Origin of the sequence: Streptococcus sp. 1449, assembly GCF_013276805.1 — a bacterium.
Classification (GTDB): Bacteria; Bacillota; Bacilli; order Lactobacillales; family Streptococcaceae; genus Streptococcus; species Streptococcus pseudopneumoniae.
In genome coordinates, this window is record NZ_VMLS01000011.1 from 21,159 (window position 1) to 44,750 (window position 23,592).

The 23,592-nt window shown below is 40.4% G+C and carries 23 protein-coding genes; 21 read left to right on the top strand and 2 right to left on the bottom strand.

All coding sequences use genetic code 11. The features are described from left to right. Positions 1-23 precede the first annotated feature (23 nt). Positions 24-764: a MerR family transcriptional regulator gene (locus HT687_RS03650; protein ID WP_054388075.1), complete on the top strand. Its 741-nt coding sequence runs from the start codon at positions 24-26 to the stop codon at positions 762-764. Positions 765-806: 42 nt separating this feature from the next. On the opposite strand, the gene HT687_RS03655 is transcribed toward HT687_RS03650, so the two are convergent. Continuing rightward, positions 807-1,982 carry an NAD(P)/FAD-dependent oxidoreductase gene (locus HT687_RS03655; protein ID WP_000680053.1) on the bottom strand — a complete coding sequence of 392 codons (1,176 nt, stop codon included), beginning with the start codon at positions 1,980-1,982 and terminating at the stop codon, positions 807-809. 58 nt (positions 1,983-2,040) lie between these two features. Then, a complete protein-coding gene (locus HT687_RS03660) occupies positions 2,041-2,886 on the bottom strand; it encodes a DegV family protein (protein WP_054388076.1) in 846 nt (281 codons plus the stop codon). Between the two features lie 124 nt (positions 2,887-3,010). Between HT687_RS03660 and HT687_RS03665 the strand changes: the two genes are divergently transcribed. The 20 genes from HT687_RS03665 to holA all read left to right on the top strand — a co-directional run bounded on the left by HT687_RS03665 (position 3,011) and on the right by holA (position 23,398). Then, complete coding sequence (locus tag HT687_RS03665; RefSeq protein ID WP_050261904.1) at positions 3,011-3,568, top strand: TetR/AcrR family transcriptional regulator; 558 nt, start codon at positions 3,011-3,013, stop codon at positions 3,566-3,568. Positions 3,569-3,586: 18 nt separating this feature from the next. Then, positions 3,587-4,054 carry a cytidine/deoxycytidylate deaminase family protein gene (locus tag HT687_RS03670; RefSeq protein WP_000136974.1) on the top strand — a complete coding sequence of 156 codons (468 nt, stop codon included), beginning with the start codon at positions 3,587-3,589 and terminating at the stop codon, positions 4,052-4,054. A gap of 88 nt (positions 4,055-4,142) precedes the next feature. Then, a complete protein-coding gene (upp, locus tag HT687_RS03675) occupies positions 4,143-4,772 on the top strand; it encodes a uracil phosphoribosyltransferase (RefSeq protein ID WP_000515975.1) in 630 nt (209 codons plus the stop codon). 173 nt (positions 4,773-4,945) lie between these two features. Beyond that, positions 4,946-5,536, top strand: coding sequence for an ATP-dependent Clp protease proteolytic subunit ClpP (clpP, locus tag HT687_RS03680; RefSeq protein ID WP_050242379.1), 591 nt, complete (start codon positions 4,946-4,948; stop codon positions 5,534-5,536). Positions 5,537-5,614: 78 nt separating this feature from the next. Next, on the top strand, positions 5,615-5,902 hold the full coding sequence (locus tag HT687_RS03685; protein WP_000462123.1) for a YlbG family protein: 288 nt from the start codon (positions 5,615-5,617) through the stop codon (positions 5,900-5,902). Between the two features lie 66 nt (positions 5,903-5,968). Further along, a complete protein-coding gene (locus HT687_RS03690; RefSeq protein WP_172924085.1) occupies positions 5,969-7,129 on the top strand; it encodes an ABC transporter substrate-binding protein in 1,161 nt (386 codons plus the stop codon). A gap of 267 nt (positions 7,130-7,396) precedes the next feature. Continuing rightward, complete coding sequence (locus HT687_RS03695; RefSeq protein WP_000941421.1) at positions 7,397-8,266, top strand: branched-chain amino acid ABC transporter permease; 870 nt, start codon at positions 7,397-7,399, stop codon at positions 8,264-8,266. Positions 8,267-8,269: 3 nt separating this feature from the next. Next, entirely contained in the window at positions 8,270-9,226 is a 957-nt protein-coding gene (locus HT687_RS03700; protein WP_000662290.1) for a branched-chain amino acid ABC transporter permease, read from the top strand. Further along, positions 9,226-9,990 carry an ABC transporter ATP-binding protein gene (locus HT687_RS03705; protein ID WP_001185997.1) on the top strand — a complete coding sequence of 255 codons (765 nt, stop codon included), beginning with the start codon at positions 9,226-9,228 and terminating at the stop codon, positions 9,988-9,990. Before HT687_RS03700 ends, HT687_RS03705 begins: the two co-directional genes overlap by 1 nt. Continuing rightward, positions 9,990-10,700 (top strand): ABC transporter ATP-binding protein, encoded by a 711-nt coding sequence (locus HT687_RS03710; RefSeq protein WP_000062200.1) that lies wholly within the window; start codon positions 9,990-9,992, stop codon positions 10,698-10,700. Before HT687_RS03705 ends, HT687_RS03710 begins: the two co-directional genes overlap by 1 nt. 306 nt (positions 10,701-11,006) lie before the next feature. Beyond that, the gene (locus HT687_RS03715) at positions 11,007-11,663 is read left to right on the top strand and encodes a CBS domain-containing protein (protein WP_004256822.1); all 657 of its coding nucleotides are present in this window, start codon (positions 11,007-11,009) and stop codon (positions 11,661-11,663) included. Positions 11,664-11,771: 108 nt separating this feature from the next. Beyond that, a protein-coding gene (prfB, locus tag HT687_RS03720) for a peptide chain release factor 2 (RefSeq protein ID WP_138704373.1) occupies positions 11,772-12,867 on the top strand; the annotation gives its coding sequence in 2 pieces (ribosomal slippage) (positions 11,772-11,843 and positions 11,845-12,867; 1,095 coding nt in all). Between the two features lie 17 nt (positions 12,868-12,884). Then, positions 12,885-13,577: a cell division ATP-binding protein FtsE gene (ftsE, locus tag HT687_RS03725; protein ID WP_000022265.1), complete on the top strand. Its 693-nt coding sequence runs from the start codon at positions 12,885-12,887 to the stop codon at positions 13,575-13,577. Then, complete coding sequence (gene ftsX, locus HT687_RS03730; RefSeq protein WP_000625541.1) at positions 13,570-14,496, top strand: permease-like cell division protein FtsX; 927 nt, start codon at positions 13,570-13,572, stop codon at positions 14,494-14,496. The genes ftsE and ftsX overlap by 8 nt, the downstream gene beginning before the upstream one ends. 406 nt (positions 14,497-14,902) lie before the next feature. Further along, the gene (locus HT687_RS03735; protein ID WP_138701037.1) at positions 14,903-17,083 is read left to right on the top strand and encodes a PTS transporter subunit IIBC; all 2,181 of its coding nucleotides are present in this window, start codon (positions 14,903-14,905) and stop codon (positions 17,081-17,083) included. A gap of 51 nt (positions 17,084-17,134) precedes the next feature. After that, entirely contained in the window at positions 17,135-17,950 is an 816-nt protein-coding gene (locus HT687_RS03740) for an endonuclease/exonuclease/phosphatase family protein (protein ID WP_023935806.1), read from the top strand. A 246-nt stretch (positions 17,951-18,196) separates the two neighbouring features. Next, positions 18,197-19,540, top strand: a complete 1,344-nt coding sequence (locus HT687_RS03745) for a DEAD/DEAH box helicase (RefSeq protein ID WP_023935807.1) — start codon at positions 18,197-18,199, stop codon at positions 19,538-19,540. 213 nt (positions 19,541-19,753) lie between these two features. Further along, on the top strand, positions 19,754-20,944 hold the full coding sequence (gene metK, locus HT687_RS03750) for a methionine adenosyltransferase (RefSeq protein WP_023935808.1): 1,191 nt from the start codon (positions 19,754-19,756) through the stop codon (positions 20,942-20,944). Between the two features lie 447 nt (positions 20,945-21,391). Then, a complete protein-coding gene (locus HT687_RS03755; RefSeq protein WP_023935809.1) occupies positions 21,392-22,327 on the top strand; it encodes a dihydroorotate oxidase in 936 nt (311 codons plus the stop codon). Between the two features lie 33 nt (positions 22,328-22,360). Next, a complete protein-coding gene (holA, locus tag HT687_RS03760; RefSeq protein ID WP_023935810.1) occupies positions 22,361-23,398 on the top strand; it encodes a DNA polymerase III subunit delta in 1,038 nt (345 codons plus the stop codon). The last annotated feature ends 194 nt before the right edge of the window (positions 23,399-23,592 follow it).

Here is a 23,592-nt window from a genome sequence, read left to right on the forward strand (position 1 = left end):
ACTATCATTGTAAGGAGGAAATCATGTACCATATAAAAGAAGCTGCCCAGCTTTCAGGTGTCTCTGTTAAGACCCTACACCACTACGACAAGATAGGACTCTTAGTTCCTTTAAAGTCGGAAAACGGCTATCGAACCTATAATCAGGAGGATTTGGAACGCCTTCAGGTTATTCTTTACTATAAATATCTAGGTTTTTCTTTAGAAAAAATAGCAGAGCTGTTAAAGGAAGATAGATCAGATTTGTTGCCTCACTTGATCAGACAGTTGGACTATTTGACTAGAGAAAGGCAACATCTGGATACCTTGATTTCAACCTTGCAAAAAACCATTCAAGAACAAAAAGGAGAAAGAGAAATGAGCATTCAAGAGAAATTTGCTGGATTTAACTACCAAGACCATCAAAAATACCACCAAGAGGCGGTAGAGAAATATGGACAAGAAGTCATGGACCAAGCGCTGGAGCGCCAGAAAGGTCACGAAGACGAGGCTACGGCTGCCTTCAACCAAGTTTTTCAAGCCTTAGCACAAAATCTTCAAGCTGGTCTGCCTGTAACAGCAACTGAAAACCAAGAGCAAACAGCCAAGCTCTTGCAAGCCATTCGTACTTATGGATTTGATTGTACTATTGAAGTATTCGGTCATATCGGTAAAGGCTACGTCTATAACCCAGAGTTTAAGGAAAATATTGACAAATTTGGTACTGGAACAGCCCAGTACACATCAGATGTCATTGCCCACTATGTCCAAACTCAAGCAAAATAAAATCGGAGGAGTAATCTTCCGATTTTTTCTATTAAAAGTTCTTTAATCATAATGCAGACTTCCCGCCACCCAGCCGGTACAGAGGGCAGAAGTGATGTTAAAGCCACCCGTGTGGGCATTTATATCCATAACTTCGCCTGCAAAGTGGAGGCCAGGTACCAGCTTACTTTCAAGGGTTTTAGGATTGATTTCCTTGAGACTGACTCCACCCTTGGTAACAAAGGACTTTGCAAGGGACATTTTTCCAGTTACAGGAATTTTAAGTTCTTTAATGGACTGGACAAGTTGTTCTCGTTCCTTTTCAGTCAGTTGTTTGACTTTTTCAGGATATCCTTGTACAAAAAATTCGGCCAAGCGTTCTGGTAACAAGGTTTTTAAAGCGTTTTTCAAGGATTTTTCCCGATTTTCTTCTAGAAATGTAACCAAGTCCTTCTCAGAAAGTTGAGGCAAAACATCGAGTGAGAGAACCTCCCCACCTTTGACAAAGCTAGACATGCGTAGGGCAGCAGGACCTGACAAACCAAAGTGGGTAAAGAGTAAATCATGAGTGATGACATGCTTACCATAACTTAGGGTCACATCGTCCAGAGAAATCCCTTGTAAGGCTTTATGTGGAAAATCTGTTAATAAAGGACTTTCAGCAGCCTCAAGATCGGTGATGGTATGCTTAAAATGGCGAGCAATCTCGTGACCAAAACCAGTCGAACCAGTCGAAGGATAAGACTTACCACCTGTTGTGACAATGAGTTTCTCACAAGTGAAGGTTTGATCCGCTGACTTAAGGACAAACTGGTCATCTACTTTTTTAACAGAAACGATTTCTATTTGAGTAGCAACTTGACCACCTAGTTCGGTGATTTTCTTTTCCAAAGCTTCGATAATAGTCCGAGACTTGTCACTGGCTGGAAAGACGCGTCCGTGGTCTTCGACCTTAAGTTTAACACCATTTTCTGTAAAAAAGTTGATGATGTCATGATTATCGAACTGGGAGAAAACACTGTAAAGAAAGCGTCCGTTTCCAGGAATTCCAGCTAGCAGGTTGTCTAAGCTACCATTGTTGGTCACATTGCAACGTCCCCCACCAGTCCCAGCTAATTTTTTTCCAAGTTTCCGATTTTTTTCGATGAGGAGGGTTTTCTGTCCATAAAAGCTACTGGAAATCGTAGCCATCATACCAGCAGGTCCTCCACCGATGACAATAGTATCAAAATGTTTCATAGCTCTATTGTACCACAAAAAAACAAGAGATGATGGTTACCTCTTGTCAAGAATGCAATTAATCAATTTCATAGCCCATCAGCAGACCGCCATCTTCTGCATAGAAACTGCAGAGACCAGATGTTGGGAGAATTTTAATATCCGCCTGTGGGAAGGTTTCACGGATTCGGTCTGAAAGCTGTTGGCAACATTTCTCGTTATTGCGTTGGGCCATGACAATACGGCCACCAGCATATCCTGCTTTCACTAACTCTTCATAGGCTGCTTGAACTGACTTCTTTGCTCCTCTTGCTTTTTGTAGCAATTCGAGGGTTCCAGTTTCACTAGCTTCCCCAACCATACGGATATTTAGAAGGCCAACGACCGTACCGATAAGCTTGCTCAAACGGCCGTTCTTCACCAAGTTATCGACTTTAGCTAGGACAAAGAGCAACTTGGTTTTTTCTTGATAGGCGGTGATAGCTTCAACCACTTCTTCAAAAGACAAGCCCTGGTCAATCAAATCATTCAATTTTTCTACGAGCAAGTCAACTTCCCCACCAGCAGACAAACTATCAATTACATGAATCTTAGTATCAGGATGGTCTTCCAGATAAATATTCTTGGCCAGTTGCGCACTATTGTGGCTGCCAGAAAGAGTACCAGTGATGGTTACTAGGAAAATGTTTTTGGCTCCTTCAAATGCTCGCAAATAATCATCTGGGCTTGGACAAGCTGATTTTGAAGCTTCTGCGGTTGCATACATGGTTTCCATCATATGGTCAATATCAAGACTGGCATCATCAACAAAGACCTGATCAGCTACTTGAATGGTTAAGGGGACACTTACAAAGGTTGTGTTAATAGCTGGTGTTGGCAGTTGACGATAATCACAACCAGAGTCAGCAATAATCTTCCAAGTCATAGAAATTCTCCATCTTTGTCAGTTATACATTGACAAAGGTTCTGTCTTTTTTTACAATTATATCATGAAAACCCTTGAAACAAAAGCCTCATCCGTCTGTTGTGACAAGTAGAAAGAAAATGTTATGTCTGAACGTAGAATCTCTGAAAAGTCTCTTGAAAATCTCAGAAAATCAAACCAAGAATCCAATTTATTAACCAGAGAAGCCATTGAAACAGCCCTCTTGCAACTCTTGGAAAAAAAGGAACTGACCAAGATTAGTATTTCTGAATTGGTCAAACGTGCAGGTGTTTCGCGTGCGGCCTTTTACCGCAATTATGACTCCAAAGAGGAAATTTTAGAAAGCGTCTTTAAACGAACTGTCCATAATATTATGGAACAGTTGCATCATTATGATTTAAAGACAGACCTTTATCTGGTCTGGGTTCACCTTTTCCGAGAGGCCAGAAAGGAAGCCAGAGTGATTCAACTGGCCTTGGATTACCATCTGGAAAAAATCTTTGTCCAAGCCATGCAGGAATTTTTAGAAAAATACCATGGAAAATCAAAAGGTGTCAGCTCTTATCTTCATTCCTTCTGGAGTTCAGCCATCGTCTCAGTCCTTTTAAAATGGATCAAGGATGGCATGAAGGTACCTGCTGAAAAGATAGCGGATTTACGGTTACCATTTTTTAAAAAATAGAGAAAAAGGAGAAGAGATATGACTGAAAAAAGACTGGCCTGGGATGAGTATTTTGCAGCCCAAGCCCTACTAATTGCCAATCGTTCCACTTGTAAACGTGCCAAAGTGGGCGCAATTCTGGTAAAGGATAATAAGGTTATTTCCACTGGTTACAATGGTTCGGTGTCAGGGACTGAGCATTGTATTGACCACGAATGTCTGGTCATCGAAGGCCACTGTGTTCGCACCCTTCACGCTGAGGTCAATGCTATCCTTCAAGGTGCAGAACGTGGTGTTCCAAAAGGTTTTACAGCCTATGTAACCCATTTTCCTTGTCTCAACTGTACCAAACAATTATTGCAGGTCGGTTGCAAGCGCGTGGTTTATATCAACCAGTACCGAATGGATGACTACGCCCAATACCTTTATCAAGAAAAAGGGACAGAATTGACCCATTTACCACTTGAGACAGTACAGGAAGCTCTTAAAGAGGCTGATCTAATGTAAAAATTATCAAAAATAAATGGTTTAGAAAGATTTTTAAACCGTTTTTTGGTATAATAAGAAGAATAAATTGAAAGAAGGAATTCCAAAAATGGGAAAAATTGAAGTTATTAATCACCCGCTGATTCAACACAAATTGTCAATTTTGCGTCGTACAGATACTTCTACAAAAGCTTTTCGTGAGCTAGTAGATGAGATTGCAATGTTGATGGGGTATGAAGTACTTCGTGATCTTCCACTAGAAGATGTGGAAATCGAAACACCAATTACAAAAACAGTTCAAAAACAATTAGCAGGTAAGAAATTGGCTATCGTTCCAATCTTGCGTGCAGGTATCGGGATGGTTGATGGTCTCTTGAGCTTGGTTCCAGCTGCTAAAGTTGGCCACATCGGTATGTACCGTGATGAAGAAACACTTCAACCAGTTGAGTATTTGGTGAAATTGCCTGAGGACATTAACCAACGTCAAATTTTTGTAGTAGATCCAATGTTGGCAACAGGTGGCTCAGCAATCTTGGCCGTTGACTCACTTAAAAAACGTGGCGCATCAAATATTAAATTTGTCTGCCTTGTATCAGCACCAGAAGGTGTAAAAGCCCTTCAAGAAGCTCATCCAGATGTAGAAATCTTTACAGCAGCCTTGGATGAACGCTTGAACGAACACGGTTATATCGTTCCAGGTCTTGGAGATGCTGGAGACCGCTTGTTCGGTACAAAATAAGATCGAAAAGAAGAATGACTTGGAAAAGTATTTCTAGTCACGAAAGGAGGTTGGGTTTTTGTTTCTGTCTAATGAAAGCAGAGCAAAAATTTGACCTTTTTTGACCAAGATATTATAATAGTCTTATCTTCAGTCATTTGACCAACAAAATTAAAACTCAAAAGGAGAAATGAATGATTCCTGTAGTTATTGAACAAACAAGCCGTGGAGAACGTTCCTACGATATTTACTCACGTCTTCTTAAAGACCGCATCATTATGCTGACAGGTCCAGTTGAAGACAATATGGCTAACTCTGTTATTGCCCAATTGCTTTTCTTGGATGCCCAAGATAGTACAAAAGATATTTACCTTTATGTCAATACACCTGGTGGTTCCGTTTCAGCTGGTTTGGCAATCGTTGATACCATGAACTTTATCAAGGCAGATGTCCAAACCATCGTGATGGGGATGGCAGCATCTATGGGGACTGTCATCGCATCAAGTGGAGCAAAAGGCAAACGTTTCATGCTTCCAAATGCAGAGTATATGATTCACCAACCAATGGGTGGTACAGGTGGTGGTACTCAACAAACCGATATGGCGATCGCTGCAGAACACTTGCTTAAAACTCGTCATACCTTGGAAAAAATCTTGGCTGAAAATTCAGGTCAGTCAATCGAAAAAGTTCATGCAGATGCAGAACGCGATAACTGGATGAGTGCTCAAGAAACACTTGAATATGGCTTTATTGATGAAATCATGGCCAACAATTCATTGAACTAATGATGATAGAAAGCAAACTCGACTGGGTTTGCTTTTTTTGGTATAATAGGGAGAGATTTCTTAGAAAGAGGATTTACCATGTTTGAAAAAGTCAATCGATCTGGCTTGATTATCTATCTTTACTATAATCGTGATGCCAAAAAACTGCAGGATTATGGAGATATTACCTATCATTCCAAGAAGCATCGTTACTTGCAACTTTATGTTCCAACTCAAGAAGTGGAGCAATTAGTCGGGCGCTTGAGCAAGGAAAAGTTTATAAAAAAAGTTAGAGCTTGTCATATTCAAGAGCTGGAAACACCCTTTGTGGGCAATCTTTATCGAGAGGAAAACGTTATCATCGAAAAAGTTCAAGAAAAGTGTTGACAATTTTCTGATAATTCGGTATATTCTTAACATGCTATTTATTTAAGAAATAAGGAGATAAAAAAGATGAAGAAAAAATTTGCCCTATCGTTTGTGGCGCTTGCAAGTGTAGCACTTCTTGCAGCCTGTGGAGAAGTGAAGTCTGGAGCGTCAAACGCTGCTGGTAACTCAGTAGATGAAAAGACAATCAAAATCGGATTTAACTTCGAGGAAACTGGTGCCGTAGCAGCCTACGGAACATCTGAACAAAAAGGTGCCCAACTTGCTGTTGATGAAATCAATGCCGCAGGTGGTATCGATGGAAAACAAATCGAAGTAGTCGATAAAGATAACAAGTCTGAAACAGCAGAGGCTGCTTCAGTAACGACTAACCTTGTAACCCAATCTAAAGTATCAGCAATCGTAGGACCTGCGACATCTGGTGCAACTGCAGCTGCGGTGGCGAACGCTACAAAAGCAGGTGTTCCATTGATCTCACCAAGTGCGACGCAAGATGGATTGACTAAAGGTCAAGACTACCTCTTTATCGGAACTTTCCAAGATAGCTTCCAAGGAAAAATTATCTCAAACTATGTTTCTGAAAAATTAAATGCTAAGAAAGTTGTTCTTTACACTGACAATGCCAGTGACTATGCTAAAGGGATTGCTAAATCTTTCCGCGAATCCTACAAGGGTGAGATCGTTGCAGATGAAACTTTCGTAGCAGGTGACACAGACTTCCAAGCAGCCCTTACAAAAATGAAAGGGAAAGATTTTGATGCTATCATCGTTCCTGGTTACTACACTGAAGCTGGTAAAATTGTAAACCAAGCGCGTGGTATGGGAATTGACAAACCAATCGTTGGTGGTGATGGATTTAACGGTGAGGAGTTTGTACAACAAGCAACTGCTGAAAAAGCATCAAACATTTACTTTATCTCAGGCTTCTCAACTACTGTAGAAGTTTCAGCTAAAGCAAAAGCCTTCCTTGATGCATACCGTGCTAAGTACAATGAAGAGCCTTCAACATTTGCAGCCTTGGCTTATGACTCAGTTCACCTTGTAGCAAACGCAGCAAAAGGTGCTAAAAACTCTGGTGAAATCAAGGATAACCTTGCTAAAACAAAAGATTTTGAAGGTGTAACTGGTCAAACAAGCTTTGATGCAGACCACAACACAGTCAAAACTGCTTACATGATGACCATGAACAATGGTAAGGTTGAAGCAGCAGAAGTTGTAAAACCATAATAGAAAAATGTTGAAATAGGGAATGAGGCTCGGACTCACTCCCTGTTTCGATGTTTAATACTCTTCGAAAATCTCTTCAAACTGCGTCAACGTCGTCTTGGATTATATATGTGACTGACTTCGTCAGTCTTATCTACAACCTCAAAGCAGTGCTTTGAGCAACCTGCGGCTAGTTTTCTAGTTTGCTCTTTGATTTTCATTGAGTATAAGAACTTATCAAAAAGTGAGGGGAAACCCTCGGAATTATAAATAGAAAGAGTGAATCTTATGCTCCAACAACTAGTAAATGGTTTGATTCTAGGTAGTGTTTATGCGCTGTTAGCCCTAGGATATACCATGGTTTACGGAATTATCAAGCTCATCAACTTCGCCCACGGTGATATTTATATGATGGGAGCCTTTATCGGTTATTTCTTGATCAATTCTTTCCAAATGAATTTCTTTGTAGCTCTTATTGTAGCTATGCTAGCGACAGCCATTCTTGGTGTCGTGATTGAGTTCCTTGCTTACCGACCTTTGCGTCACTCTACTCGTATTGCTGTTTTGATTACGGCTATTGGGGTTTCTTTCCTATTGGAGTATGGGATGGTCTATCTGGTTGGTGCTAATACTCGTGCCTTCCCTCAAGCGATTCAAACAGTTCGCTATGATTTGGGACCAATTAGCTTAACAAATGTGCAGTTAATGATCTTGGCCATTTCCTTGATTTTGATGATTTTGTTACAAGTCATTGTCCAAAAGACCAAGATGGGGAAAGCCATGCGTGCTGTATCTGTAGATAGCGATGCGGCACAATTGATGGGGATCAATGTAAACCGTACTATCAGCTTTACCTTTGCTTTGGGTTCAGCTCTTGCTGGTGCAGCTGGTGTCCTGATTGCCCTCTATTATAACTCTCTTGAGCCTTTGATGGGGGTTACTCCAGGTCTTAAGTCTTTCGTTGCCGCAGTACTTGGTGGTATCGGAATTATTCCTGGTGCGGCTCTTGGTGGTTTTGTGATTGGTTTATTGGAAACTTTTGCGACAGCCTTTGGAATGTCAGACTTCCGTGATGCCATTGTTTATGGAATCCTGTTGTTGATCTTGATTGTCCGCCCAGCAGGTATTCTTGGTAAAAATGTGAAAGAGAAGGTGTAAACGATGAAAGAAAATTTAAAAGTTAATATTCTATGGTTACTCCTTTTGTTAGCTGGCTATGGCTTGATTAGTGTATTGGTTTCAGTCGGAGTACTCAATCTATTCTATGTACAGATTTTACAACAAATTGGAATTAATATTATTCTGGCTGTTGGTCTCAACTTAATCGTTGGTTTTTCAGGCCAATTTTCACTTGGTCATGCTGGTTTCATGGCGATTGGTGCCTACGCAGCAGCTATTATTGGTTCTAAATCACCAACCTACGGTGCCTTCTTTGGAGCTATGCTTGTAGGGGCTTTGCTTTCAGGAGCAGTTGCCTTGCTTGTCGGAATTCCAACCTTGCGCTTGAAGGGGGACTATCTTGCGGTAGCGACTCTAGGTGTTTCTGAAATTATCCGTATCTTTATCATCAATGGTGGAAGCCTTACAAATGGTGCAGCAGGTATCTTAGGGATTCCTAACTTTACAACTTGGCAAATGGTTTACTTCTTTGTCGTGATTACAACCATTGCAACCTTGAACTTCTTGCGTAGTCCAATTGGTCGTTCAACCCTCTCCGTTCGTGAGGATGAAATTGCTGCTGAGTCAGTTGGGGTTAATACGACTAAAATTAAAATCATCGCCTTTGTCTTTGGTGCTATTACTGCAAGTATTGCAGGGTCACTTCAGGCAGGATTTATCGGTTCAGTTGTACCGAAAGATTACACTTTTATCAACTCAATCAACGTTTTGATCATTGTTGTATTTGGTGGCCTTGGTTCCATTACAGGTGCCATCGTTTCAGCTATTGTCCTGGGAATTTTGAATATGCTTCTCCAAGATGTTGCTAGTGTGCGTATGATTATTTACGCTTTGGCCTTGGTCTTGGTAATGATTTTCAGACCAGGTGGACTTCTTGGAACATGGGAATTGAGCCTATCACGTTTCTTTAAAAAATCTAAAAAGGAGGAACAAAACTAATGGCATTACTTGAAGTAAAACAGTTAACCAAACATTTTGGCGGTCTAACAGCTGTTGGAGATGTGACTCTTGAATTGAACGAAGGGGAACTCGTTGGACTAATCGGTCCAAATGGAGCTGGGAAAACCACCCTTTTCAACCTCTTGACGGGTGTTTATGAACCAAGTGAGGGAACAGTAACACTAGATGGTCACCTTTTGAATGGAAAGTCACCTTATAAGATTGCTTCTTTGGGACTTGGACGTACATTCCAAAATATCCGTCTCTTTAAAGATTTAACAGTTTTGGATAATGTTTTGATTGCTTTTGGCAACCATCACAAACAACATGTTTTTGCTAGTTTCTTACGCTTACCAGCTTTTTACAAGAGTGAAAAAGAATTAAAGGCTAAAGCCTTGGAATTGCTGAAAATCTTTGATTTAGATGGGGATGCAGAAACGCTTGCTAAAAACCTCGCCTACGGACAACAACGTCGTTTGGAAATTGTTCGTGCCCTTGCTACGGAACCTAAAATTCTCTTTTTGGATGAACCAGCCGCAGGTATGAACCCACAGGAAACAGCCGAATTGACTGAGTTAATTCGTCGCATCAAAGATGAATTCAAGATTACAATCATGCTGATTGAACACGATATGAATCTAGTCATGGAAGTTACAGAACGCATCTACGTACTTGAATACGGTCGTTTGATTGCTCAGGGAACTCCAGACGAAATTAAGACCAATAAACGCGTTATCGAAGCTTATCTAGGAGGTGAAGCCTAATGTCTATGTTAAAAGTTGATAATCTTTCTGTGCATTACGGAATGATCCAAGCAGTCCGTGATGTAAGCTTTGAAGTGAATGAAGGGGAGGTAGTTTCACTTATCGGTGCCAATGGTGCAGGTAAGACAACCATTCTCCGCACCTTGTCTGGTTTGGTTAGACCGAGTTCAGGAAAAATTGAATTTTTAGGTCAAGAAATCCAAAAAATGCCAGCTCAGAAAATCGTAGCAGGTGGTCTTTCACAAGTTCCAGAAGGACGCCACGTCTTTCCTGGCTTGACTGTTATGGAAAATCTAGAAATGGGAGCTTTCTTAAAGAAAAATCGTGAAGAAAATCAAGCTAACTTGAAGAAAGTTTTCTCACGCTTTCCACGTCTTGAAGAGCGCAAGAACCAAGATGCAGCTACTCTTTCAGGGGGAGAACAACAAATGCTTGCCATGGGACGCGCTCTTATGTCAACACCAAAACTTCTTCTTTTAGATGAACCATCAATGGGACTTGCCCCAATCTTTATCCAAGAGATTTTTGATATCATTCAAGATATCCAGAAGCAAGGAACAACTGTCCTCTTGATTGAACAAAATGCCAATAAAGCACTCGCAATCTCTGACCGAGGATATGTATTGGAAACAGGAAAAATCGTTCTATCAGGAACAGGAAAAGAACTCGCCTCATCAGAAGAAGTAAGAAAAGCGTATCTAGGTGGCTAAAACAATCCAGTGGATTGTTTTAGTCGGCAGATGAAGATTGCGAAGCAAACATCGCATAGTCTGGGAGACTAGTTTAGGTTGCAGATGGAGATTACGAAGTAATCATCATCTACATTAAAAGGTTAATTTCTAATAATTGAAAAAATCGAATGAAACGTATCTTACCTTCATTCACAGAGCTCGATTTCAGAGCTCTTTTTGCTAGGTTATTCATACTTTTCTGAATTTTGAAAAAGAAATGTAAGCGTTTGATAGATTTACAAAAAGATTGTATAATAGGGATAAGAATAGAAAAGGAGAAGTCTCATGGCAGTTAAAGATTTTATGACCCGCAAGGTAGTTTATATTAGTCCAGATACAACAGTATCTCATGCAGCAGATTTGATGAGAGAGCAAGGGTTGCACCGCTTGCCTGTTATCGAAAATGATCAATTGGTTGGTTTGGTGACTGAGGGAACCATTGCACAAGCAAGTCCATCAAAAGCAACCAGTCTTTCTATCTATGAGATGAATTATCTTCTAAATAAGACAAAAGTAAAAGATGTCATGATTCGTGACGTTGTCACTGTTTCAGGCTATGCGAGTCTAGAAGATGCAACTTATCTGATGTTGAAAAACAAGATTGGTATTCTTCCTGTCGTAGATAACCATCAAGTCTATGGGGTTATTACGGACCGTGACGTTTTCCAAGCCTTTCTCGAAATTGCTGGTTATGGTGAAGAAGGAATTCGTGTGCGCTTTGTTACGGAAAATGAAGTTGGTGTTCTCGGAAAGATTGTTTCTCTAATCGTTGAAGAAAATTTGAATATCTCCCATACAGTCAATATTCCGCGTAAGGATGGTAAGGTCATTATCGAAGTGCAAATCGATGGATCAATTGATTTACCAGCCTTGAAAGAAAAATTTGAATCAGAGAATATTCAAGTAGAAGAAATCACTCGTACTTCAGCAAAAGTCTTGTAAGAAGGGAAGCCGAAAGGCTTCTTTTTACGTGTAATAAGGGATTAGAGCAAAAGATGGAAAGAAATGATAAAATATGCTATAATGAAATGATGTAAAAAAGGAGTATTTATGGACATTTCAGTAATCCGTCAGAAAATTGACGCAAATCGTGAAAAATTAGCTTCTTTCAGGGGGTCTCTTTGACCTCGAAGGTCTAGAGGAAGAGATTGCCATCTTGGAAAACAAGATGACAGAACCTGATTTTTGGAACGATAATATCGCGGCCCAAAAAACGTCGCAAGAATTAAATGAATTAAAAAACACTTACAATACCTTCCATAAGATGGAAGAGTTGCAGGATGAAGTCGAAATTTTATTAGACTTTTTAGCTGAAGATGAGTCGGTGCATGAAGAATTGGTTGAACAGTTGTCAGAACTTGATAAGATGATGACCAGCTATGAGATGACTCTACTCTTGTCAGAACCTTATGACCACAACAATGCCATCTTGGAAATCCATCCAGGTTCTGGTGGTACTGAGGCTCAGGACTGGGGTGATATGTTGCTGCGTATGTATACTCGTTATGGCAATGCTAAAGGCTTTAAAGTGGAAGTATTGGATTACCAAGCAGGGGATGAAGCTGGTATCAAGTCAGTAACTTTATCATTTGAAGGGTCTAATGCCTATGGCCTTCTCAAGTCAGAAATGGGTGTGCACCGTTTGGTGCGAATTTCGCCATTTGACTCTGCCAAACGTCGCCATACATCTTTCACATCCGTAGAAGTGATGCCTGAGTTGGACGATACTATTGAAGTGGAAATCCGGGAAGATGACATCAAGATGGATACCTTCCGTTCAGGTGGTGCTGGTGGACAAAACGTCAATAAGGTTTCAACAGGTGTACGTTTAACCCACATTCCAACTGGAATTGTTGTCCAATCAACAGTGGATCGGACCCAGTATGGAAATAGAGATCGTGCCATGAAGATGTTGCAGGCTAAGCTCTATCAAATGGAGCAAGAAAAGAAAGCTGCGGAGGTAGATTCTCTCAAGGGTGAGAAAAAGGAAATCACATGGGGAAGCCAAATCCGTTCTTATGTCTTCACACCTTATACTATGGTAAAAGATCACCGAACTAGCTTTGAAGTTGCTCAGGTAGATAAGGTTATGGATGGGGACCTAGATGGTTTTATCGATGCCTATCTCAAGTGGCGAATTAGCTAAGATAGAAAGGAAGTCACATGTCAATCATTGAAATGAGAGATGTCGTCAAAAAATACGACAACGGAACGACTGCCCTACGCGGTGTTTCGGTCAGTGTTCAACCAGGGGAATTTGCTTACATCGTAGGACCTTCAGGAGCAGGGAAGTCAACCTTTATTCGTTCTCTGTATCGTGAAGTAAAAATCGATAAAGGAAGCCTATCAGTTGCTGGTTTTAATCTGGTTAAGATTAAAAAGAAAGATGTCCCGCTTCTACGTCGTAGTGTTGGGGTTGTCTTCCAGGATTATAAACTGTTGCCAAAGAAAACTGTTTATGAAAATATTGCTTACGCTATGGAAGTAATTGGGGAAAATCGCCGTAATATCAAAAAACGTGTGATGGAAGTTTTAGACTTGGTTGGCTTGAAGCACAAGGTTCGTTCTTTCCCAAATGAGCTCTCAGGTGGGGAGCAACAGCGGATTGCGATTGCACGTGCCATTGTAAATAATCCCAAAGTATTGATAGCCGATGAACCAACAGGAAACCTGGATCCTGATAATTCATGGGAAATTATGAATCTCTTGGAACGGATTAACCTACAAGGGACAACTATTTTGATGGCGACTCATAATAGCCAGATTGTAAATACCTTGCGCCACCGTGTCATTGCCATTGAAAATGGCCGTGTCGTTCGTGACGAATCAAAAGGAGAGTATGGATACGATGATTAGTAGATTTTTTCGCCATTTATTTGAAGCCTTAAAAAGTTTGAAACGAAATGGTTGGATGACAGTAGCTGCTGTCAGTTCAGTCATGATTACTTTGACCTTGGTGGCCATATTTGCTTCTGTTATTTTCAATACAGCGAAACTAGCTACAGATATTGAAAATAACGTCCGTGTAGTAGTTTATATCCGAAAGGATGTGGAAGATAACAGTCAGACAATTGAAAAAGAAGGTCAAACTGTTACAAATAATGACTACCACAAGGTATATGATTCTTTGAAGAACATGTCTACGGTTAAGAGTGTTACCTTTTCAAGTAAAGAAGAACAATATGAAAAATTAACCGAGACAATGGGAGATAACTGGAAAATCTTTGAAGGAGATGCCAATCCTCTCTATGATGCTTATATTGTAGAGGCAAACACTCCAAATGATGTAAAAACTATAGCCGAAGATGCTAAAAAAATTGAAGGTGTCTCTGAGGTTCAAGATGGCGGTGCCAATACAGAAAGACTCTTCAAGTTAGCTTCATTTATCCGTGTTTGGGGACTAGGGATTGCTGCTTTGTTAATTTTTGTCGCAGTTTTCTTGATTTCAAATACCATTCGTATTACCATTATTTCCCGCAGTCGCGAAATTCAAATCATGCGCTTGGTCGGAGCTAAAAACAGTTATATTCGTGGACCGTTCTTGTTAGAAGGAGCCTTTATCGGTTTATTGGGAGCTATCGCACCATCTGTTTTAGTCTTTATTGTTTATCAAATGGTTTACCAATCTGTCAACAAATCGTTGGTAGGGCAAAATCTATCCATGATTAGTCCAGATTTATTTAGTCCTTTGATGATTGCCCTACTATTTGTGATTGGAATTTTCATTGGTTCATTGGGATCAGGAATATCCATGCGCCGATTCTTGAAGATTTAGGTAAAATAATTATTTTTATGAGGAGGTTGTAAAATCTCCTTTTTTGCTACAAAAATTTTAGAAAAGGGACTTCTAATACTCAATGAAAATCAAAGAGCAAACTAGGTAGCTCGCCAAAGAATGCTCAAAATACTGTTTTGAGGTTGTAGAAAGTCAGTCAGATATATACGGTAAGACGACGTGACGTGGTTTGAAGAGATTTTCGAAGAGTATAAAGAAGTCGCTCAGAGAAGACTTCTTGATGGCTAACTTGAACTTGAAATTTAGCACCTAGAAAATTTTTGAAAAAAGAGGATTTTTTTGAATAAAAGCCTTTACAAAAAAAATTAAAGTGGTATAATTAAATCATAAAAGGTGCAAACGTTTTCGTAAAACGTTTGCCTAAATAAAAATAAAGGAGATTTGAATGATGAAAGATACATTCAAAAATGTCTTGTCTTTCGAATTTTGGCAAAAATTCGGTAAGGCTTTGATGGTGGTTATCGCGGTTATGCCGGCTGCTGGTTTGATGATTTCAATCGGTAAGTCTATCGTGATGATTAACCCTAACTTTGCTCCACTCGTTATTACTGGTGGTGTCCTAGAGCAAATCGGTTGGGGGGTTATCGTTAACCTTCATATCTTGTTTGCCCTCGCTATTGGAGGAAGCTGGGCTAAGGAACGTGCTGGTGGTGCGTTTGCGGCAGGTCTTGCCTTTATCCTAATCAACCGTATCACTGGTACAATCTTTGGTGTATCAGGAGACATGTTGAAGAATCCAGATGCTATGGTTTCAACACTATTGGGTGGGCAAATCAAAGTTGCTGATTACTTCATTAGTGTTATGGAAGCCCCAGCACTTAACATGGGTGTATTCGTAGGGATTATTTCTGGTTTTATTGGAGCAACTGCTTACAATAAATACTATAACTTCCGTAAGCTTCCTGATGCACTTTCATTCTTTAACGGAAAACGTTTTGTACCGTTTGTAGTTATTCTTCGTTCAATAATTGCTGCAATTGTACTTGCTGCTTTCTGGCCAGTAGTTCAAACAGGTATCAATAGCTTTGGTATCTGGATTGCCAACTCACAAGAAACTGCTCCAATCCTTGCACCATTCTTGTATGGTACTTTGGAACGCTTGCTCTTGCCATTTGGTCTTCACCACATGTTGACTATCCCAATGAACTACACAGCTCTTGGTGGTACTTATGACATTTTAACTGGTGCAGCTAAAGGTACTCAAGTATTTGGTCAAGACCCACTATGGCTTGCATGGGTAACAGACCTTGTTAATCTTAAAGGTACAGATGCAAGTCACTACCAACAATTGTTAGATACTGTTCACCCAGCTCGTTTCAAAGTTGGACAAATGATCGGGTCATTCGGTATCTTGATGGGTGTAATCGTGGCTATCTACCGTAATGTTGATACTGACAAGAAACATAAATACAAAGGTATGATGATTGCGACAGCTCTTGCAACATTCTTGACAGGGGTTACTGAACCAATCGAATACATGTTCATGTTCGTTGCAACACCTATGTATCTTGTTTACTCACTTGTTCAAGGTGCTGCCTTCGCTATGGCTGACGTTGTAAACCTACGTATGCACTCATTCGGTTCAATCGAGTTCTTGACTCGTACACCTATTGCAATCAGTGCTGGTATCGGTATGGATATCATTAACTTCGTTTGGGTAACTGTTCTCTTTGCCGTAATCATGTATTTTATCGCAAACTTCATGATTCAAAAATTCAACTACGCAACTCCAGGGCGTAACGGAAACTACGAAACTGCTGAAGGTTCAGAAGAATCTAGTAGCGAAGTGAAAGTTGCAGCAGGCTCTCAAGCTGTAAACATCATCAACCTTCTTGGTGGACGTGCAAATATCGTTGATGTTGACGCATGTATGACTCGTCTTCGTGTAACTGTTAAAGATGCAGATAAAGTAGGAAATGCAGAGCAATGGAAAGCAGAAGGAGCTATGGGTCTTGTCATGAAAGGACAAGGGGTTCAAGCTATCTACGGACCAAAAGCTGACGTATTGAAATCTGATATCCAAGATATCCTTGATTCAGGTGAAATCATTCCTGAAACTCTTCCAAGCCAAATGACTGAAGCACAACAAAACACTGTTCACTTCAAAGGTCTTACTGAGGAAGTTTACTCAGTAGCAGACGGTCAAGTTATTGCTTTGGAACAAGTAAAAGATCCAGTATTTGCTCAAAAAATGATGGGTGATGGATTTGCAGTAGAACCTGCAAATGGAAACATTGTATCTCCAGTTTCAGGTACTGTATCAAGCATCTTCCCAACAAAACATGCTCTTGGTATTGTGACTGAAGCAGGTCTTGAAGTATTGGTTCACATTGGTTTGGACACAGTAAGTCTTGAAGGTAAACCATTTACAGTTCATGTTGCTGAAGGACAAAAAGTTGCAGCAGGAGATCTTCTTGTCACAGCTGACTTGGATGCTATCCGTGCAGCAGGACGTGAAACTTCAACAGTAGTTGTCTTCACAAATGGTGATGCAATTAAATCAGTTAAATTAGAAAAAACAGGTTCTCTTGCAGCTAAAACAGCAGTTGCTAAAGTAGAATTGTAATATACTTGAGGTTGGAAGCTGTATTCCAACCTCTTATTTTGGGAGAAAAGCATGAAATTTTTAACACTCAATACTCACAGTTGGATGGAAAAAGAAGCAGAGGAAAAATTCCAGATTTTGCTTGAGGATATTCTTGAAAAGGACTATGATTTGATTTGTTTCCAAGAAATCAATCAGGAGATCACATCGCCAGAGGTGGAGGTCAATGACCTTTATCAACCTTTGCCAGCATCTGAGCCTATTCACCAAGATCACTATGTTAGACTCTTGGTTGAAAAGTTATCTGAGCAAGAGAAAAATTACTACTGGACTTGGGCCTATAACCATATCGGTTATGATCGCTACCACGAAGGTGTGGCTATCTTGTCTAAAACACCTATTGAAGCCAGAGAAATTTTGGTTTCAGATGTGGATGATCCAACAGACTATCATACTCGCCGTGTTGCCTTGGCTGAAACTGTAGTTGATGGTAAGGAGCTTGCAGTTGCAAGTGTCCACCTTTCTTGGTGGGATAAAGGCTTCCAAGAAGAATGGGCACGATTTGAGGATGTCTTGAAAGAATTGAACAAGCCACTTTTACTCGCTGGAGATTTTAACAACCCAGCTGGTCGGGAAGGCTACCAAGCTATTTTAGCTAGTCTATTAGGCTTACAAGACGCTTTTGAAGTTGCTCAAGAGAAAAGTGGTAGCTATACTGTTCCACCAGAAATAGATGGATGGAAAGGGAACACTGAACCCCTTCGAATCGATTATGTCTTTACTACCAAAGAGTTAGAGGTAGAAAATTTACATGTCGTATTTGATGGTAACAAGAGTCCGCAAGTCAGTGATCACTATGGCTTGAGTGCTATTTTAAACTGGAAATAATAACTGATACTCTTCGAAAATCAAATTCAAACCACGTCAACGTCGCCTTGCCGTACTCAAGTACAGCCTGCGGCTAGTTTCCTAGTTTGATCTTTGATTTTCATTGAGTATGAAAAGAGGTTGGAACCATGAAATTCTAGCCTTTTTATTATTAGAGAAGCTACTGGAAATAGCCTAAATAAGTGAGACTACTGTAATGGAATAAAATATGGTATAATTGATAAGATAGATAGAATAGAGGATATTATGTCATTTACGAAATTTCAATTTAAAAACTATATTAGAGAGGCCTTGGAGGAGTTAAAATTTACAGCTCCAACAGAGGTGCAAGACAAATTGATTCCTATTGTTTTGGCAGGTAGAGATTTGGTTGGAGAATCAAAAACAGGTTCAGGTAAGACTCACACTTTCTTGTTACCGATTTTCCAGCAATTAGATGAAGCTAGCGATAGTGTACAGGCAGTGATTACTGCACCGAGTCGTGAGTTGGCTACTCAAATTTACCAAGCAGCCCGTCAGATTGCTGCCCACTCAGACGTGGAAGTTCGTGTGGTTAATTATGTGGGTGGTACGGATAAGGCTCGTCAGGTTGAGAAATTGGCAAGCAATCAGCCTCATATTGTTATTGGAACACCAGGCCGTATTTACGACTTGGTTAAATCCGGTGATTTGGCTATTCACAAGGCCAAGACCTTTGTTGTTGATGAAGCAGACATGACCTTGGATATGGGATTCTTGGAAACTGTTGATAAGATTGCTGGCAGTCTTTCAAAAGACTTGCAATTCATGGTCTTCTCAGCGACTATTCCGCAAAAACTGCAACCATTCTTGAAAAAATACTTATCAAATCCAGTTATGGAGAAAATCAAGACCAAAACGATCATTTCTGATACCATTGATAATTGGTTGATTTCTACTAAGGGACGTGATAAGAATGCTCAAATTTACCAGTTGACTCAGTTGATGCAACCGTATTTGGCAATGATTTTTGTTAACACTAAAACGCGTGCTGATGAATTGCATTCTTACCTGACTGCTCAAGGCTTGAAGGTGGCAAAAATTCATGGGGATATTGCCCCTCGTGAGCGCAAGCGTATCATGAATCAGGTGAAAAATCTGGATTTTGAGTACATTGTCGCAACAGACTTGGCAGCGCGTGGGATTGACATTGAAGGTGTCAGCCATGTCATCAATGATGCCATTCCGCAAGATTTGTCCTTCTTTGTTCATCGAGTTGGTCGTACTGGAAGAAATGGCCTACCAGGCACAGCCATTACCCTTTATCAGCCAAGTGATGACTCGGATATCCGTGAGTTGGAGAAATTGGGAATCAAGTTTACTCCTAAGATGGTCAAAGATGGAGAATTCCAAGATACCTATGACCGTGATCGTCGTGCTAATCGTGAGAAGAAGCAAGATAAGCTTGATATTGAAATGATTGGTCTGGTCAAAAAGAAAAAGAAAAAAGTCAAACCGGGTTATAAGAAGAAAATTCAATGGGCGGTTGATGAAAAGCGCCGCAAAACCAAGCGTGCTGAAAATCGCGCTCGCGGTCGTGCAGAGCGTAAAGCGAAACGCCAAACATTTTAATAGAAATTGTTGGAGTACTGAACTCCAACTTTTTGCTTTATGAGAACGAACTATCTAAACCGAAATATCACATTAAAGACTGCAAATTGCGCTAAAAAATGGTATAATGATAAAGTTATATAGTCCCGATAAGATGGTAGGCATTTATCACTAAGAGTTTTCCTACCAGTACTTTGTAACTCTATAACACTATTTTTAAGGGGGGACATTTTTATGTCAGAACGTAAATTATTCACGTCTGAATCTGTATCTGAGGGGCATCCAGATAAGATTGCAGACCAAATTTCAGATGCGATTTTGGATGCTATTTTAGCAGAGGATCCAGAGGCGCACGTTGCTGCTGAGACAGCTGTCTATACTGGTTCCGTCCACGTTTTTGGTGAAATTTCTACAAATGCCTATGTGGATATTAACCGTGTGGTTCGAGATACCATTGCAGAGATTGGCTATACCAATACAGAATATGGATTTTCTGCTGAGACGGTGGGAGTTCATCCGTCACTTGTTGAGCAGTCACCAGATATTGCTCAAGGTGTTAACGAAGCCTTGGAGGTTCGTGGGAACGCAGACCAAGATCCACTTGATTTGATTGGTGCTGGAGACCAAGGGCTCATGTTTGGATTTGCAGTGGATGAAACAGAAGAGCTCATGCCATTGCCAATTTCTCTCAGCCACAAGTTGGTTCGTCGTCTGGCAGAATTTCGTAAATCTGGAGAAATTAGCTATCTCCGTCCAGATGCAAAATCACAAGTTACAGTTGAGTACGATGAAAATGACCGTCCGGTACGTGTAGATACAGTCGTTATTTCTACTCAGCATGATCCAGAGGCTACTAATGAACAAATCCATCAAGATGTGATTGACAAGGTCATCAAAGAAGTTATTCCATCTTCTTATCTCGATGATAAGACAAAATTCTTTATCAATCCGACAGGTCGTTTTGTAATCGGTGGTCCTCAAGGGGACTCAGGTTTGACTGGTCGTAAGATTATTGTAGATACTTATGGTGGCTACTCTCGTCATGGTGGTGGTGCCTTCTCTGGTAAAGATGCGACTAAGGTGGACCGTTCTGCCTCATATGCAGCTCGCTATATTGCCAAGAACTTCGTTGCAGCCGGTCTTGCTAAGAAGGCAGAAGTTCAATTGGCCTACGCTATCGGTGTTGCCCAACCTGTTTCTGTTCGTATCGATACTTTCGGTACAGGAACAGTAGCTGAAAGCAAGCTTGAAAAAGCAGCCCGTCAAATCTTTGACCTTCGCCCTGCAGGAATTATCCAAATGCTGGACCTCAAGCGTCCAATTTACCGTCAAACAGCAGCTTATGGACACATGGGACGTACAGATATTGACCTTCCATGGGAACGTTTGGACAAGGTAGACGCTTTAAAAGAAGCAGTCAAATAAAATCTTAAGAGGGGGACTTCCTCTCTTTTTTATAGTTTTTAACTATACTGGGATACTGTTCTGAAAATCCATTTTGCGAAAGTAGAGATTTACATGTATTTCTTTAAAAATGCCAAAGGTTGAGATTTCTCCTCGTAATAGATAATCATGGAGATATTTCAATCCAAAGTTTTATTCGTTATCACTTGACTATTGCAAGGTTTTCTAGAGCAACAGAGTCATGGAATGGACTCATGGTTGAGATTTCTCCTTGTTGCTTGGATTTCATTCAAAAGTCTGTGACCCAAGTCTTGTTCAAACTTCCAATACACTAGCTGTTTCCATAACATGACTTCTGCACTAGACTTTCTTTTCCGAATAAATAGATAGAACCACAGAATCTAGTAAACCTAGAATTAAAATTATGGTATAATATTAGCAATAAAAAGAATCTGGAGGATTAGAATCATGGTATCAACGAAAACACAAATTGCTGGTTTTGAGTTTGACAATTGCTTGATGAATGCAGCAGGTGTGGCTTGTATGACGATAGAGGAGTTAGAAGAGGTCAAAAACTCAGCGGCAGGAACCTTTGTTACTAAGACAGCAACCTTGGACTTTCGTCAGGGAAATCCTGAGCCACGCTATCAAGATGTCCCACTTGGTTCTATCAATTCTATGGGCTTGCCAAATAAGGGCTTAGACTACTATTTGGATTATCTTTTGGATTTACAGGAAAAAGAGCCAAACCGAACTTTCTTCTTATCTCTAGTCGGTATGTCTCCAGAGGAAACCCATACTATCTTGAAAAAAGTCCAAGAGAGTGATTTTCGTGGTCTGACTGAGCTAAACCTCTCCTGTCCAAATGTTCCAGAAAAACCTCAGATTGCCTATGATTTTGAGACAACAGACCGGATTTTGACAGAAGTATTTGCCTACTTCACCAAACCTCTTGGAATTAAATTGCCACCATATTTTGATATTGTTCACTTTGACCAAGCGGCAGCTATTTTCAACAAATATCCGCTCAAGTTTGTCAACTGCGTTAACTCTATCGGAAACGGCCTCTATATAGAAGACGAATCTGTCGTTATTCGGCCTAAGAATGGTTTTGGTGGAATTGGTGGAGAATACATCAAACCAACTGCTTTAGCTAATGTTCACGCCTTTTATCAACGCTTAAATCCCCAGATCCAAATCATTGGAACAGGTGGCGTGTTGACTGGTCGTGATGCCTTTGAACATATTCTCTGTGGAGCGAGTATGGTGCAGGTGGGAACCACCCTTCACAAAGAAGGCGTCGGTGCCTTTGACCGCATTACCAATGAACTAAAAGCAATCATGGCGGAAAAAGGATACGAGAGCTTAGAAGATTTCCGTGGGAAATTGCGCTATATTGACTAAATTAAATCGAAAAATCAGAAGAAAGGAGAGAAGATGCTAGCCATTGAAGAGAGTCAGAAGTTGACTTTATCAAATTTACCTAGCCTGAGCCTTTTTACAGGGACAGATCAGGGTCAGTTTGAAGTGATGAAGAGTCAAGTATTGAAACAGATTGGCTATGATTCTGCTGACCTCAACTTTGCCTACTTTGATATGAAAGAAGTGGTCTACAAGGATGTGGAACTGGAGTTAGTCAGCCTTCCTTTCTTTGCGGATGAGAAAATCGTGATATTAGACCATTTTGTAGATATCACAACAGCCAAGAAACGCTTTTTAACAGATGATGAACTCAAGTCGTTTGAGGAATACCTTGATAACCCTTCACTAACAACCAAGTTGTTGATCTTTGCGGAAGGAAAGCTGGATAGCAAAAGACGGCTGGTAAAATTACTTAAGCGTGATGCCAAGGTCTTTGATGCAGTAGAAGCCAAAGAACAAGAATTACGCCAGTATTTCCAAAAGTGGAGCCAGAAAGAAGGTCTGCAGTTTACCAATAATTCTTTTGAAAATCTTCTCGTCAAGTCGGGTTTTCAATTTAGCGAAATCCAGAAAAATCTCCTCTTTTTACAGTCCTATAAGGAAGACTCTGTTATCGAGGAAGAGGATATTGTTAACGCAATTCCCAAGACCTTACAGGACAATATTTTTGATTTAACTCAGTTTATTCTGACTAAAAAGATGGATCAGGCGCGCGATTTGGTTAGAGATTTGACCTTGCAAGGTGAAGATGAAATCAAACTGATTGCAGTCATGCTAGGACAATTTCGGACTTTTACTCAGGTGAAGATTTTGGCGGAGTCTGGGCAAACAGAAGCGCAGATTGCAAGTAGTCTAGGAAGTTTTCTCGGACGCAATCCTAATCCCTATCAAATCAAGTTTGCGCTGAGAGATTCAAGAGGACTTTCTTTGAGCTTTTTGAAGCAAGTAATTTCCTACTTGATTGAGACAGACTATCAGATTAAGACAGGACTCTATGAAAAAGGTTTCCTTGTTGAAAAGGCACTCTTACAGATTGCTAGTCAGGTCAATTGACATTTGTTGAAACTACAACCCGCGTCAGGATTATCTTGTCGTGGGTTTCTTGCTGATTTGCTTATTTTATACTCAATGAAAATCAAAGAGCAAACTAGGAAACTAGCTGCAGGCTGCTCAAAGCACTGCTTTGAGGTTGCAGATAGAACTGACAAAGTCAGCTCAAAGCACTGCTTTGAGGTTGCAGATAGAAC